12 protein-coding genes and 1 pseudogene are annotated in these 14,293 nt (G+C 51.6%); 1 reads left to right on the forward strand and 12 read right to left on the reverse strand.

The features are described 5' to 3' along the window. Window positions 1-13: 13 nt before the first annotated feature. Window positions 14-915, reverse strand: a pseudogene (locus EH198_RS03950) (tyrosine-type recombinase/integrase). A gap of 241 nt (window positions 916-1,156) precedes the next feature. Next, window positions 1,157-2,029 carry a helix-turn-helix domain-containing protein gene (locus EH198_RS03955; RefSeq protein ID WP_124694215.1) on the reverse strand — a complete coding sequence of 291 codons (873 nt, stop codon included), beginning with the start codon at window positions 2,027-2,029 and terminating at the stop codon, window positions 1,157-1,159. Between the two features lie 127 nt (window positions 2,030-2,156). Here EH198_RS03955 and yiaY point away from each other — a divergent pair, with 127 nt between their 5' ends. After that, the gene (gene yiaY, locus EH198_RS03960) at window positions 2,157-3,311 is read left to right on the forward strand and encodes an L-threonine dehydrogenase (RefSeq protein WP_124694216.1); all 1,155 of its coding nucleotides are present in this window, start codon (window positions 2,157-2,159) and stop codon (window positions 3,309-3,311) included. Window positions 3,312-3,793: 482 nt separating this feature from the next. On the opposite strand, the gene EH198_RS03965 is transcribed toward yiaY, so the two are convergent. The 10 genes from EH198_RS03965 to tatC (EH198_RS04010) all read right to left on the reverse strand — a co-directional run bounded on the left by EH198_RS03965 (window position 3,794) and on the right by tatC (EH198_RS04010) (window position 14,287). Beyond that, window positions 3,794-4,081 carry an NAD(P)H-dependent oxidoreductase gene (locus tag EH198_RS03965; RefSeq protein WP_124694217.1) on the reverse strand — a complete coding sequence of 96 codons (288 nt, stop codon included), beginning with the start codon at window positions 4,079-4,081 and terminating at the stop codon, window positions 3,794-3,796. 6 nt (window positions 4,082-4,087) lie between these two features. Continuing rightward, complete coding sequence (locus EH198_RS03970; RefSeq protein ID WP_124694218.1) at window positions 4,088-4,909, reverse strand: ATP-binding protein; 822 nt, start codon at window positions 4,907-4,909, stop codon at window positions 4,088-4,090. Between the two features lie 29 nt (window positions 4,910-4,938). After that, a complete protein-coding gene (cooS, locus tag EH198_RS03975) occupies window positions 4,939-6,867 on the reverse strand; it encodes an anaerobic carbon-monoxide dehydrogenase catalytic subunit (RefSeq protein WP_221621474.1) in 1,929 nt (642 codons plus the stop codon). Window positions 6,868-7,011: 144 nt separating this feature from the next. Further along, window positions 7,012-8,016 carry a HoxN/HupN/NixA family nickel/cobalt transporter gene (locus tag EH198_RS03980; RefSeq protein WP_124694219.1) on the reverse strand — a complete coding sequence of 335 codons (1,005 nt, stop codon included), beginning with the start codon at window positions 8,014-8,016 and terminating at the stop codon, window positions 7,012-7,014. 94 nt (window positions 8,017-8,110) lie between these two features. After that, window positions 8,111-9,121 carry a hydrogenase expression/formation protein HypE gene (gene hypE, locus EH198_RS03985; protein ID WP_124694220.1) on the reverse strand — a complete coding sequence of 337 codons (1,011 nt, stop codon included), beginning with the start codon at window positions 9,119-9,121 and terminating at the stop codon, window positions 8,111-8,113. 14 nt (window positions 9,122-9,135) lie between these two features. Continuing rightward, complete coding sequence (gene hypD, locus EH198_RS03990) at window positions 9,136-10,221, reverse strand: hydrogenase formation protein HypD (RefSeq protein WP_124694221.1); 1,086 nt, start codon at window positions 10,219-10,221, stop codon at window positions 9,136-9,138. After that, on the reverse strand, window positions 10,218-10,439 hold the full coding sequence (locus tag EH198_RS03995) for a HypC/HybG/HupF family hydrogenase formation chaperone (protein ID WP_124694222.1): 222 nt from the start codon (window positions 10,437-10,439) through the stop codon (window positions 10,218-10,220). The genes hypD and EH198_RS03995 overlap by 4 nt, the downstream gene beginning before the upstream one ends. Beyond that, window positions 10,430-12,772, reverse strand: coding sequence for a carbamoyltransferase HypF (gene hypF / locus EH198_RS04000; RefSeq protein WP_221621475.1), 2,343 nt, complete (start codon window positions 12,770-12,772; stop codon window positions 10,430-10,432). Before hypF ends, EH198_RS03995 begins: the two co-directional genes overlap by 10 nt. Then, window positions 12,769-13,545, reverse strand: a complete 777-nt coding sequence (tatC, locus tag EH198_RS04005; protein ID WP_124694224.1) for a twin-arginine translocase subunit TatC — start codon at window positions 13,543-13,545, stop codon at window positions 12,769-12,771. The genes hypF and tatC (EH198_RS04005) overlap by 4 nt, the downstream gene beginning before the upstream one ends. Then, a complete protein-coding gene (tatC, locus tag EH198_RS04010) occupies window positions 13,538-14,287 on the reverse strand; it encodes a twin-arginine translocase subunit TatC (RefSeq protein ID WP_124694225.1) in 750 nt (249 codons plus the stop codon). Before tatC (EH198_RS04010) ends, tatC (EH198_RS04005) begins: the two co-directional genes overlap by 8 nt. Between the last annotated feature and the right edge of the window lie 6 nt (window positions 14,288-14,293).

Here is a 14,293-nt window from a genome sequence, read left to right on the forward strand (position 1 = left end):
TAACACCACGGGTTTATCGATCCATGTTGTTTACAGCATTACGCATCTCTTCATCTGTTAAGTGTGTATATATCATTGTTGTTTGTATGGATGAATGCCCTAATTGATTTTTTAATCTAGGTACATCGTTATTCTCCAAGTGATACCGTGTTGCGAAGGAATGCCTTAGAGAATGTACTGTTAAAGAAGGTTTCCCAAAAGCTGTTGCGTATTTCTCAATTAACTTTTCGATGGATCGCCCAGTCAAACGCCGGCTTTTTCCTTTACGTATAACACGCACTAAAGCTTTATTAATATCTAAGTCCTCCAGATTAATTCCTGCAGCCTCTGAAAGTCTAAGTCCGGAGCCCAAAATAAGCGAAACAATGTTAGTATCTCGCTCACGATTAAACTGATGGAAATTATAAATTCGTTTATTTTCCTTATTCATTTCTCCAAAATCATGCGCTACGAATTGTCTTAACGATTCAAAATCGTCTTCTCTAAGAATTTTCCCTTCAATACGGTTTGCAATGGTTTCCTGACTTTCTTTAATCGCATTCAAGTCCATTTTGGCCATCACATTCCGCTGTATATATGGTTTCAAATCACTTGTTTCAGCCTTATTCTGCAAATAATCGAATAAAGATTTCAGTGAAGATAATTTTCGATTAATTGTAAGTTTGGTATTGCCTAATTGATATTCCAAAAAAGACAAGAAATTTTCCACTTCACGTATAGTCAGTTTTTCTAATGTAGATAAATCAATTTCTTTACGACTGGCCGTTGTAAAGTTATCTGCAACCAATCAAAAAAAATTATATAATCGTGGCAGTAATTGAGCAATGTTGTAGGAGAGAGTTTTCTTTTTCTACTGTCGATAAATTCTGTAACGAACCATGGCAAATCAGACAGTTTTTCATCAATTCGATTCATGTAATTTCTCAAAAGCTGACGATTTTCCGTCTCCAAAACCGCGTCAAATCAACAACTTCAGTCTATCCTGAAATAACTTTATTTCATCATCTGATGGCGCCGCGTTAGCGGCATGGTCGTCTAATACTTAATTTTCTGAGTCTAACACTTTATTTTTCAATCTAATACTTTATTTTCTTTTCACATCTATTTCTATTTTCACTCCCTCCATCCCGATGTTCACAACACCGGAGAGGTGCAATTATAGCACATATTCAGGCTGGCGGCTGAGCTGGTACTGCTTTGGCGTGATGCCGAACTGTTTTTTAAACAAGGCGATGAAGTGGGAAATGTTATCGTAATTCAGGTGCATTGCCGTCTCCGTAACCGTACGCTCCTGAAGCAGTTGTCTGGCGAGTCTCATTTTCTCGCGGGTGATGTATTCGAGCGGCGTGAGACCCGTTATGCTTTTGAAAAGATGTGTAAAATGAGTGTGCGACATATTATAGCTGCCTGCCAGTTCTTTCACAGATGAAAGCGTTATCAAATGCTTATGAATATCGCGGATGGCGCGGAACACGGGATGTTTGCTTCCGTTATGCAGACTCAGCCGGAAGGCCCGAATGCGCAGCAGATGATAAGCCAGTTCCTGCGCCGCAAGGTCGACAAGAAAGATTCTGCTCTCTCCGGGATAGGCCATGTACGTTTTCATCCGGCTGATTGCCTTTACCACAGGGTCCATCTCATCGCTCTTCAGTCCACATCGCACGACATCTCCGACCGTCGCTTTCTCCGCAAGCCCGAATTCTTCGCCCACCACCGGCTCCAGGCGCTCGATCAGTTCGTCGCCCAGCTCGAACACGAGCGCTTTTGTCTGGCGTTCAATGGACATTTCGACCGATGAGTGCGGCGGAAGCAGAATCATTTCATCAGATCCATATTGAAAACTCTCCGTTTTATTAATCCGCACTTCCTTCTCCCCATCCAAAATCGTGCACAGCTTGGAGCATTCATACGAAGCATACTGCTCGTAATAATGCTCCGGGAGATCATAATATAAAATCCGAATCAAATCGGTTTGAAATCCGTAGTGCAGTTCATCGTACCGGCTAAAGCTCTTCAAAAGCTTTTCCATGCGTTCCTCCAGAAGTTTCGTGTATTTTACCGCAGTTTCGGTTAGTTTTTTTGTGGTCAAAGCCTTATTTTAGTAATAGAGCAAGGATAACACAATATTTTCCAACCAACAAATAGCGAGGTGCGAAATGACAGGTAAAGCGAAATTTATGATGCCGGGAATGAGTCTGATGGGATCTGGAGCGCTCTCGGACGCAGGTGAAGAAATCAGTAAGCTCCGCTACAAAAAAGCGCTTGTCGTTACCGACAAGCCGCTCGTGGACATCGGACTTGCCGCCAAAGTCACGGAAGTGCTGAACCAAAATGGAATCCGCACCGCCCTATACAGCGGAACGCAGCCGAATCCCACAGTGACGAATGTGCGCGAGGGTCTGAAGCTCTACAAGGATTCCGATTGTGACTGCGTCGTCTCGCTCGGAGGCGGTTCGCCACATGACTGCGCCAAGGGGATCGCCCTTCTGGCCGGGAACGGGGGAGAAATCGGAGATTATGAGGGCGTGGATATTTCCGCAGAGCCCGCCGCTCCGCTCATCGCCATCAATACGACAGCAGGAACGGCCAGCGAGATGACCATGTTCTGTATCATCACCGACGAGGAGCGCCATATCAAGATGGCTATTGTCGACAAGCATACAACGCCGCTGATCGCGGTCAACGATCCCGACCTGATGATGGCGATGCCGAAATCCCTGACCGCCGCAACCGGCATGGATGCGCTGACGCATGCTATCGAAGCATATGTCTCGATCAATGCGACGCCGATTACGGATGCTTGCGCACTAAAAGCGATAAATATTATCCGGGATTTTCTAGTTCGTGCCGTTGACGACGGATCGGACAAGGAAGCGCGCGAGCAGATGGCGTATGCCGAATTCCTTGCCGGTATGGCGTTCAACAACGCGGGCCTTGGCTATGTCCACGCAATGGCGCATCAGCTCGGAGGCTTCTACAATTTGCCGCACGGGGTCTGTAACGCCATTCTTCTGCCGCATGTGGAGCGGTATAATTCGGTCAAAGCCTCTGCGCGGCTGAAGGACGTGGCTCAGGCGCTCGGCCGGAATACCGACGGCGTCACTGCGGAAGAAGGCGCGGCGCTTGCGCTTGAAGCCATTGAGGTAATGGCGGAGCGGGTCGGCATCCCGTCCGGACTCTCGGCGCTGGGTGTGAAGCGGGAAGACTTCCCCGTGCTGGCGGCGAATGCGCTTAAGGATGCATGCGGCGTGACCAATCCGGTCCAAGGCTCGCACGACGAGATCATGGAAATTTTCGAGTACGCCATGTAACGATGTAAGCAGTACTTAAAACCGCTCGTCCTCCTCTCTACCATATAGATGGACGAACCCATCCTCTGCAAATGGGGGGATGGGTTTTTAATCCAAAAGTATGCAATTGAAGATTAATGTTTCGTTCATGTTTTATATGTTTGTTATTTTTGTAACTTGAAGAATTTATCAATAGCCTTATTAATAAACTGTTTTTGGTTTCTTATTTTTAGTTGCGAACAATAATCCTGCAAAATTTCAACTGCGGCTGTTCCGTTTAGTTTTTGATAGCGATGTGTGAATTCTTTTATCATCTCTCGATCCGGATATTCGACCTCATAAGATTTAGGACGGGGTTTTAAGGCGTAGCCCTAAAGATTTGGGGTATTACTGAGGTGCGTCCGCTCAACTAAATGTGCAATTAACGAATCCAGCCCCTCCCGGCCGCTGCTGCGGCTGAAAGGGGCTGGAGCGTTATTTGTCTTCGGTGTATGCGGCTGCGGTTAACCTTTTGTGCTCGAGAGTACGGGCCGGCCCTCCACGTAGACGGCGAAATCCGCGGCATACTTCTCCAGTTGTTCATCGCTCACTTCGCGAATTCCGCTCACTACAAAGGGCGGGCGGTAGATCATTCCGGCCAGGTTGGCGGTTTGCTGGAACGGCCGCAGCAGCTCGCTGTAAGAGTAATTATGAAATCCTCCGGCTTGGTACATGCTCTGGGCGCCTCCCGAAGAGGTGGCAATGAGGAGCTCCTTGCCATTTAGCTTATCGCCGTCTTTAGAATTAATCATAATATCTTAAAGGATCTGAACGCTTTTTGGGGAACCGCTCATTTCTTTGAGCAGCAGTTCCAGCATTTGCTCGAAACAAACCGTAAGCCTATCATTTAAAGCACTATATACCGCCACACCTTCACGATCAGCGGTTATAAAGGCCGGATCAAATGGTATACTGCCAAGTAAGCTCACCCGTTCTTCCGCAGTAAAGGACACATCTGTGCTGCTTAGTCCTTCCATCCATTTGTTTTGAATCAGATAAAATTGCTCGATTCCAATATCCTTCGCCAGGTGAATTACAGATTTTGCCGTCTCCAGACTTCGGCTTCCCGGTTCGATGACGAGGATCAACGCATCCACATTTTTGGCGGTCGAACGCCCAAGATGCTCCAGCCCTGCTTCAAAATCAATAATCACCGCGTCGTTTTCTTCGGTCACCAAGTAGTTTAGCAAGGTTTTCAGCAGAGTACTCTGCGGACAGGCGCAGCCGGAACCGCCCTTTGACGCTCCGCCCATTTGCAAAAGCCTAATGCCGTCTTTACTCACAACATAATTCTCCGGAATATCGTCAACCTTTGGGTTTAGGGAAAACCAGCTGCCGCTGACGCCCGGCTCGCCTCCGGTCTTTTTCTTGATCAAATCCCGGTCATCGGCTATGGTGCGGACTTCTGACAATTGTTCCCTGCTGAACCCTAATGCCATTCCGAGATTGGCATCCTGATCCGCATCAATGGCGAGCACCCGGTGCCCTTTTTTCATAAATAAATGAGAGAACATCGCAGCAACCGTTGTTTTTCCCACGCCGCCTTTGCCCGAAATTGCGATTTTTAATGCCTGGCTCATTTTTTCTTTCCCTCCCTTATCTTTATCTTTCAGATCCCTAGCGCTTCGCGTTTCATATCAATCCGCTCAAGTAAAATAGCGGCCGCTTTCACAGGGTCACTTTCAACGATCAGCTTCCCCCCAAACAGTCCATCCATCGTAATGCCTTTATCCTCGCGGCTTCCGGTGAGTGTCCGAGTGACCAGATTCGAACCTGACACCTGCGGGTCCACGCCGACATGAACATCCACACCATGAGCAATAAAATAGGTTCCGATCGTAAGCGCCTTTGGACTATGCGTTTCCGGACAACTGCCGACTGCAGGAAGGCTGGAGACAGGAACATTCAATTCGTCCGCAATTGCCGACAGCAAATCCAACGGTCTGGAATTATCCACACAGCTGCCCATGTGAAGAGCCGGCGGCAGTGTAGACAAGCCTGCATGCTGTCCAAGCTGCTGCAACAAAGACTTCAAACTATCGCCGCACGCCTCAAGCCCGCCTTCATTCATGAGCCCGTATTTGGCCAACGAATGCGCTGCGCAGCCTGTGGTCACAATCAATACATTATTTTTGAGCAGTTCCCTTGCAACGGTAACGTTTCCTATATCTTGCGGCTCCCTTGGGTTTGTGCATCCAATTAGTGCGGCAACCCCGCGGATAGTTCCGTCTTTGATCGCGTCAATCAGCGGCTGTAAAGGATTTTTCTCGTTGATTTTCCCGGTTACTTCACAGAGCTGTTCGACGGAAAATCCGGCATAGGCTTCCACCGAACCGGTGGGAATGACTACTTTTATCGGGTCACGTTTTGCAAAATTGCGGATCGATCTCTCCACGATTTCCCTGGCCGCCTCATCCGCGTATTCCGGTTCAAAATTAACGTGCGTCGCACCCGGAATTTTGACATGCGGCATGGTTGTGATGATTTCCGTATGAAAACATTCCGCCACCTGCTGGATTCCCGGCATAATACACTGGATATCGACAACCATCGCTTCAAGCGCACCTGTCACAATCACCAGCTCTTGGGAAGAAAAACTGGAAGCGGCATGCACTCCCTGACGCATTAAAAGCTCATTTCCCGTGCAGCAGACACCGACAATATTGATCCCTTCCGCACCGACGGTTAGGGCTTTATGCTCAAGTATTCGTGCCCATTCCACGATTTTCTCCGACAGCAGCGGAATATGACCATGAACCGCGATATTGATTTGCTTCTCATTAAGCACCGCAAGGGAATAATTGAATTTGACCGCTTTCGGCGTCCCGAACAGAATGTCCTGCAGATCGGAAGACAAGTGCAATCCGCTGTAGCCGTCAACCAGCCCCATCGTAACGGAGCCCAGCAGCAGGTTGAGCGGATCGGCATCGCCACCCATGGCGTTTCTTGTGACCGCTTTTGCGATTTCTAGGTGGGCATTTACCGGTGTGATGCCAAGCTTATCCCAGATTTCGCGCGACTTTTTGTGACCCCGATACTCAATCCAGTTCATCGTCCCTTCATGCTTTTGAAAATCCTCAAGTGCTGTAAGCGCCACAGCTTTTGCAACTTCGTTTATGGATTTCCCTTCAATCTCCAGGTTTAAACCTTCAGCCACCTGCATCAATTTGCCGACATCCCGGATCACATACGGAGCTTTCCCTTCCGCCGTCTTCAGCAAAGCCATTGCGACTTCTCTGCCGTGTTCGGCATGGCCCGACGCTCCCTGAATCATCGTGTTCAGGAGACTTCTCGCCACTAGTGTATCTGCATTCGAACCGCAAACTCCGCGCCTTGGCCCATTTCCGTTCGGCACAATTCGGCAAGGACCTTCAAGGCAGGAACGGCAGCAGACGCCGGCCGACCCGAACGGACACCTCGCCGCCATCTGATCGGCACGATCAAAGGCCGTTTCTATCCCCCTGCTTCTCGCAACCGATAGCATTTGCTGAATCTGAGTATCCTTCGAGACCTCTTCCGGTTCTCTTATTTTGGCCACTAGATTTTCACGCCCTTTCTCTTGGAGGCAGCATACTCCACCAAATCAGATCTAAATATTCAGAAAGAGACAAAGGAAGCCTCGCAGTATTGACGGCTTCCTTGTTCTGATCATGGTTATCGTGATCGTAAAGGTGCTCTTACTTCACATTCCGTCAACGGCCTGTCTGCCTCTCATCCCTCTCCAAATAAACATCGAGACGATCCAGATCAAAATCAGAAATCCGGCCAGAGCGTAGCCAACGTGATCGATACCGAGCCTGTTGATCCACTGGAGATGCTGCGGCCATTTCGCTTCAATTAGATGAACGAGCTGAACGGCGCCGATAAAAAACGCGGATACAACCGAGACACCGGTAACGATCAGGTTATAGGCTGTCTTTTTCTTGTCCGAAATGAATGCCCAGCGGTAGGCCCTTGTCATAATCGCGCCGTCGACCGTGTCCATCAGGCTCATTCCGGCAGCAAACAGCAGCGGTAGGGACAAAATGCCAATAATCGAGACCGAGTCGTTCGCAGTACTGGCCGATATAGCAAGCAAACTCACTTCCGTCGCCGTATCAAAGCCAAGCCCGAACAGAAATCCGAGCGGATACATATGCCAGCTTTTGTTGATCATTCGAAGGGCAGGAGCTAACAAACGGGTAAACATTCCCTTGGGTCCATGCACATGACTTAATCCGGAACTCCCGCCTGTTTGGTTCGCCGCCCCCCGGGCTCCGCGCCATAGCTTCATAAGTGTGAACACATTAATCAGTCCGACGAAGAGCAGGAAGAATCCGGATACCAGCGTTCCGATCAGCCCGCCGATTTCACGTACTTTTGGATTATCGAGCACAAATGTGTTCATCGAGAGCGCGATCCCCAGCACCATGAGAAAGACGACCGTCGAGTGCCCAAGGGAAAAATACATGCCTACGCCTAAAGGGTTTCTCTTCCGTTCGATCAGCTTCCGGATCGTATTGTCAATGGCCGAAATATGATCGGCATCAAAAGCGTGGCGCAGACCGAGCGTGTAAGCCAAAAGGCCAAGCCCCCACAGCTCCGGCTGACGGGCCGCTGCCGTGAGAAATCCGGCTCCCCCCAACACATGCAGCGCCAATACAACAAGAAAGTAGACGTAGCCGTTACTGGCGGAAATTCTCCTCATTCATTTCACCTTCTCCTGGTAGAAGCGCCTCACGCTTCATTTTTACAGATATTCCTGCAGTCTCGGACCGTCATAGTATTGCGTATCCCGCTGCTTAACAAATCCGGGGCAGTTGGTCGCCTACCAGCACATCGATGATGCGGTTGCCTCCGGCCAGCGTACGCATATACACCTTTCCCGGATGATCCGCGACAACTTCGCCGATCACGGCAGCGTCCCGCCCGAAGGGGTGACTGCGCAGCAGTTCCATCACTCGGTCCGCCTGAGCCCCGTCGACCACCAGAATGGCTTTGCCCTCGTTAGCTATGTACAGCGGGTCCATCCCCAGCATGCCGCATAGACCGCTCACTTCCCCTTTTACGGGAAGCGTACTCTCCTCCAGCCGGATGCCGAAGCCCTGCCCCTCGGTAAATTCATTCAGCGTAGTGGCTACGCCGCCGCGGGTCGGGTCCCGCATAAGTCTTACGGCACCGCTCATTGAAGCCGTTACCAGCTCCAGCATTCCGTTCAGCGGCGCACAATCGCTTGCCAATTCGGTTTCCACCCGCAGCTGTTCCCGCTCAATCAGAATCGCTGTTCCGTGATCCCCGATCGTACCGGTGACAATCACACGATCCCCCGGCCGGATCAAAGCTGTGGACAGCTGGAGACCTTCCGGAATAAAACCCACTCCGGAGGTGTTAAGGAATAGCTTGTCCGCACAGCCCCTAGGAACAACCTTGGTGTCGCCTGTTACAATCGATACACCGGCTTCCTGTGCGGTCGACGCCATGGATTCCGCAATCTCCTCCAGTTCCCCAAGAGGAAACCCTTCTTCGATAATCCAACCGCAGCTAATATACCTGGGAATTGCCCCACAGACGGCCAGATCGTTAACGGTCCCGCAGATGGCCAGCTTCCCGATATTCCCTCCCTTGAAAAAAAGCGGATGAATGACATAGGAATCCGTGGTGAATGCCATTTGTCCCGGGAGAGTTTCCAGCACTGCCGAATCACCGCCCTCTAGGAGCCAATCATTCCGAAAGTGTTTCTGAAATATCCCTTGGATCAGTTGATGGGTCAGCTTCCCCCCGCTGCCGTGGGCTAGAGTAATGATTTCGCTCATTGGTCTTCCTCCCGCTATTGGTATCGGTAATATGCCGCGCAAGTACCCTCGCTCGACACCATACAGGAACCGATCGGGGTTTCGGGCGTACATGCTTTTCCAAACAACTTGCAATCGGATGGGAGACATTTTCCTTTTAATATATCGCCGCAGCGGCAGCCGCCCGCTTCCTCGTCCCGCTCCTCCACTGAGCCGTTAATCAGGCCCCACGCATCAAAGGATCTGTATTTCTCGCGAAGCCGAAGGCCTGAGCCCGGGATCTGCCCCAGTCCCCGCCATACGGCATCCGAAGGCTCGAATACTTCATCCATTTTCCCCCGGGCAATCGGATTGCCTCCCGGCTGAACAACCATGGAATACAAATTGGCGACTGTGGCCTTGTTGTCCCGGATTTGCTCCAGAACGTATAGGATCGAGCCCAGAATATCCGCCGGGTCGAACCCGGTTATGGCTCCGGGAATCCCATACGCCTTGGCCAGTTCCTCGTAAAAGCTGGAACCGATTACCGCGCTGACATGGCCGGGATACAGGAAGCCGTCAACGGCGACTTCAGGGTCCGAAGATAGCAGGTGCATCGCTGCCGGAATCGTCTTATTGGCTGACAAGATCATGAAATTATCAAGCCCCTGCTGCGCGGCCTCCAGAACCGTAATGGCCGTTACCGGAACCGTCGTCTCAAACCCGACAGACAGAAAGATAACCGTCTTATCCGGATGCTGACGGGCGATATCCAGACTGTCCAGCGGGGAATATACCATACGGATATCCCTGCCCATCGCCTTCTCGGTCAGTAAGCTGACGCCCTTATACGGAATCCGCATCATGTCGCCGAAAGTGGCCAGGATGGTATCCTCTCTCCTGCAGAGCTCTAAAGCCGATTTCAGGTAAAAGCTCGGGGTTACGCAGACCGGACAGCCCGGCCCAGAAACGAGCCTGACGTTCGGCGGCAGCAATTCCCGAATCCCGTAACGGGAGATCGCCATCGTATGGGTACCGCATACTTCCATAATCGAAACGAGCCTGCCGTCATAGCGCTGGATTGCCTTCACCAGGCTTTCCGTCAACGTTTGATTCCCAGATGTCCCCAATTGACTAATCATGGATACTCCCCCGCCAGCTGCTGAAGCAGCTCCATCGTTTCCAACGCTTCTTGTTTATCGATGATCGCAATCGCGCAGCCCGCATGAACGAGCAGGTAATCTCCCACGTTCACCCGGTCGACCAGGGCAATGGACACTTCCCTCCGGATACCGGTAATATCGATCACCGCCTTATCACCACATACGCTTTCTACTTCTCCGGGTATGGCTAAACACATGATTCCCGCATCCCTTCCCATGTTAGATATTTGCCCAGCGCAATCGCCGCCTGGCCTAGTGAAAGCCCCCCATCATTGGCAGGCACCTTGCTGTGGAGCCATACGCGAAACCCGCTGCGTTCCAATTCGTCGACCGTAAAGGCAAGCAGCAAGCGGTTTTGAAACACACCGCCGCTGAGCGCCACCTCATTCAGACCCCGCTCGGACCGAATTCGCCGGCAGACATCCCCTACAATTGCAGCCAATGTCCGGTGAAACGCTCCGGAAATTCCGGAAATACTCATTCCGCTCCGCATCTCGCGAACCAGTTCCCGGATTAGAGGCGCAGTGCCGATCTCAAGTATGCCTTTCAAATCCTTCACTTCGTACGGATAAATCCGTGACACCTCTTGATCTGCCGCCCTTTCCAAACGAATGGCCGCCTGGCCTTCGTACTCGGCATAATGGCAGACACCGGTCAGAGACGCCACAGCATCAAACAACCTGCCGACGCTGCTGGTTAGCGGCGTGTTGATGCGCTGGAGGATTTGGCGTTTGACGATGTCCCTTTTGTACGGCTCAATGTTATTCAGCCAATCGGCCGGCAGCTCCGTCGCATCGTCATTCATGACATAGCTCAATGCCATCCGCCAAGGCTCCTTGACGGCCGCATCCCCGCCGGGGAGCGGAACATACCCGAAGCGGGCCATACGCTCAAATCCGCCGTAATCCCCGGCGAAAAATTCACCGCCCCAGATATGCCCGTCTTCCCCTAGTCCCGTCCCGTCGAAGGCGACCCCGATCACCGGACCGGAAATGCCGTTCTCCGCCATACAGGAAGCGATATGGGCGTGATGATGCTGAACGGGGATCTTGACAATGTTCTTTTGTACGGACGCATATTGGGAGGACCGGTATCCAGGGTGCATATCGTAGGCCAAAACCCCGGCCTCGGCTGAGAAAATACGCCCAAAATGCTCCGCTCCGTCCATCAGGGAATCCAGCGTTTCCAGGTTATCCAGATCGCCGATATGATGGCTGACAAAAGCTTTGCGATCCTTGACCAAACAAAACGTATTCTTTAATTCTCCCCCCAAAGCCAAAATGGGAGGGTTGCGGGACTTATGCGGCTGCCTTTCCGCCGATTGAACGACAGCAGTCAAGTCGACGGGATAAGGGACGTACCCCCGTGATCTGCGAATGATGTACTCCCGTTCACGAAACACACTGGTTACCGTATCATCCGTCCGAATATGGATAGGCAGGTCCCCAACCAGGTAATAGTCGGCGATTCCTTGAAGAGTCGGTACCGCCTCCTCATCGCGGTACACAATAGGCTCACCGGAACGGTTGCCGCTCGTCATGACCATAAGCTCCAAACCGTCCAGAAACAAAAGATGCTGCAACGGAGTATACGGCAGCATCACTCCCAGCATGCCGTTGTCGGGAGAAAGGAAATCGGCCGGAAGAAGCTTGCGCGCCTCTGACTTCAAGGGAAGCAGGACGATCGGCCGCTGGGGGCTTGTGAGAAGCTCCCGCTCCTTCTCCGTCACGTTACATATGCGGAGAACCGTCTCCAGCGTATCCGCCATAACGGCGAACGGCTTGCCGTCCCTGCGCTTGCGCACCCGCAGCTCCCGCACCGTAGCCTCCCGCGTCGCGTCGCAAGCCAGGTGATAGCCGCCGAGGCCCTTAACCGCCAGAATGGCGCCCGACTTCAAACATTCGGCAGCATACGCGACCGGATCAGCACTATCCACCCTTTTGCCGGAAGCATCCAGCAGATATACCGACGGACCGCAGACTGGACAAGACACTGGCTGGGCATGAAACCGCCGGTTAGCCGGGTCATGATATTCCTTCGCACAATCCTCGCACAACTCGAAATCCCGGATGGTCGTATACTTCCGGTCGTATGGAACTTGAACCGTAATGGTAAACCGTGGCCCGCAGTTGGTACAGTTGATGTACGGATATCGGAACCTCCGGTTACCGGGGTCCTTCAGCTCCGCAAGACAATCCTCACAAACGCAAATATCTGGCGAGAGGTGCACCTCGTGAGAGGCGGCGCCAACGCTCTCTTTTATGCGGAATTCCGTGTATCCGTTAGGAGATTGCAGTTCCCAGGTCAGTTCCTCGATATGAGAGAGAGGCGGGGCGGATGCCCGCAATGAAACCAAAAAAGCATCGATGTCCGTCCTGCGGCCCTCCGCCTCCAGTCTGATGCCGCTTGAGTCATTCGTGACCCACCCTTTAAGATCATGCTGATGCGCAAGCCGGTATACAAAAGGGCGGAACCCCACTCCCTGCACAATACCCTTCACCTGGACATCTACCCGGATGACCTCACTCAACATAGCTTTTCGCCCTCATTCCATTCCTGTGTTAGTGACGCTACCTCCCTGCGTTTCTCCATCCGTATGACGACTCTCAGGCTGATTTCATAAATAAGAATCAAAGGTACGGCCAGCAGGATTACCGAGGCGATGTCAGCCGAGAGCAAACCTTCCCCAATCAATACGGAGAACACAATGGTGAACCTCGCTTTTTTCATCCAGGAGGAGCGCAGGAGCCCCAGCTTCCCGAGCGCGATCAGCGGAAAAGGAAGCATGAAGACAAGACCGAAAACGACGCACAGCATCGCAATGAAGCTGAGGTATTCCTCGCCCGCCAAGGCCGCCTTCATATAAGAGTTTCCGTATGTGAGAAGTGCGCGCAAAACGGAAGGAACGACCACCGCATAACAGAGAACTACGCCCAAAATGAAACTGGGAACCATATAAACCACAGCCGTAAGCAGCACTTTTCGTTCCTTGGCGGTTAGGCCGGGACCGATAAAAGCAAACAGCTGATAACCGATGAGTGGCGACAGCGCGATGAGGGATGCAATAAGAGACAGCTTGACCCTTAGGACAAAAGCTCCGGTTAACGAAAAAAACGCCAGATCCAGCCCCACGTTCCCAACGGATCTTTTTAGAATCTCTACAATCAGGAACGCTTTCGTATAAATGACGGCAGTCAGAACGATGACGGAAGCCACTGTCACAATTAATCTTCTGCGCAGCTCCGCCAAATGTTCCAACACCGGTTGATCCGTGTCATGCCGCAAAGAGTTTCGATTAATCATGGGTAGTCACACGCTTCATCCTTGACATGCCCTTTCGCTCCAGAAGGTAAATCGTCCAAATGCTGATTTCGTACAATGCCGCCACCGGTATCGATTCCGCCAGAAGCGAGAACGCATCAGGAGTTGGAGACAAAATCGCCAATATGATCACGATTCCCAGCACGGCGAATTTCCGTTTTCTCATTAGCATCTTGGAATGAATCAGACCAATTCTCGACAGCGCAACCATCACGATCGGCAGTTCAAACACCAGTGCCACCGAGATCAAAAAGAATGCCATAAACGACACATAAGCACTCCCGGAAATCATCGGCCTCAGAACCCCTTCTCCGCTCTGGATCAGGAAGTCGACGGTGTTCGGCAAAATAAACTCGTAGGCAAATGCGATCCCCCCCGCAAAAAGAACGACAGCTAACGGAATGGTCAAAAAATAAATTTTGAGACGAATGCCGCGATCCAGCAAGGAGGCGAACATGGACACGAGCAGGCAGGCCAGAACGGGAAACGACGCCAGAACTCCTCCGAACATCGCCACCCGCAGTTTCGTCATCACTCCATCCACGGGAGTCATAAAGAACAGCGGCTGATCCTGAAGCGGCCGGCACAAAAGCTTCAAAAGCGGGTCCGACACCGCATATACAGCCGTCGCTGCGACGATGACAACCAACACTCCGGCGAGGATGCGGGCGCGGAATTTGCCCAGCCAGCGAACGGCGCTAACGATATTTTCGCTCTCCCACATCAATAT

It is taken from the genome of Paenibacillus rhizophilus, from assembly GCF_003854965.1.
Classification (GTDB): domain Bacteria; phylum Bacillota; class Bacilli; order Paenibacillales; family Paenibacillaceae; genus Paenibacillus_AQ; species Paenibacillus_AQ rhizophilus.

Excerpts from the sequence above, each read along its gene's own strand:
- hypD (WP_124694221.1), bottom strand. The coding sequence starts at position 10,221 with ATGATTAGTCAATTGGGGACATCTGGGAATCAAACGTTGACGGAAAGC.
- tatC (WP_124694225.1), bottom strand. The coding sequence starts at position 14,287 with ATGTGGGAGAGCGAAAATATCGTTAGCGCCGTTCGCTGGCTGGGCAAA.
- EH198_RS03970 (WP_124694218.1), bottom strand. The coding sequence starts at position 4,909 with ATGAGCCAGGCATTAAAAATCGCAATTTCGGGCAAAGGCGGCGTGGGA.
- EH198_RS03955 (WP_124694215.1), bottom strand. The coding sequence starts at position 2,029 with ATGGAAAAGCTTTTGAAGAGCTTTAGCCGGTACGATGAACTGCACTAC.
- EH198_RS03965 (WP_124694217.1), bottom strand. The coding sequence starts at position 4,081 with ATGATTAATTCTAAAGACGGCGATAAGCTAAATGGCAAGGAGCTCCTC.
- EH198_RS03995 (WP_124694222.1), bottom strand. The coding sequence starts at position 10,439 with ATGTGTTTAGCCATACCCGGAGAAGTAGAAAGCGTATGTGGTGATAAG.
- yiaY (WP_124694216.1), top strand. The coding sequence starts at position 2,157 with ATGACAGGTAAAGCGAAATTTATGATGCCGGGAATGAGTCTGATGGGA.
- EH198_RS03980 (WP_124694219.1), bottom strand. The coding sequence starts at position 8,016 with ATGAGGAGAATTTCCGCCAGTAACGGCTACGTCTACTTTCTTGTTGTA.
- tatC (WP_124694224.1), bottom strand. The coding sequence starts at position 13,545 with ATGATTAATCGAAACTCTTTGCGGCATGACACGGATCAACCGGTGTTG.
- hypE (WP_124694220.1), bottom strand. The coding sequence starts at position 9,121 with ATGAGCGAAATCATTACTCTAGCCCACGGCAGCGGGGGGAAGCTGACC.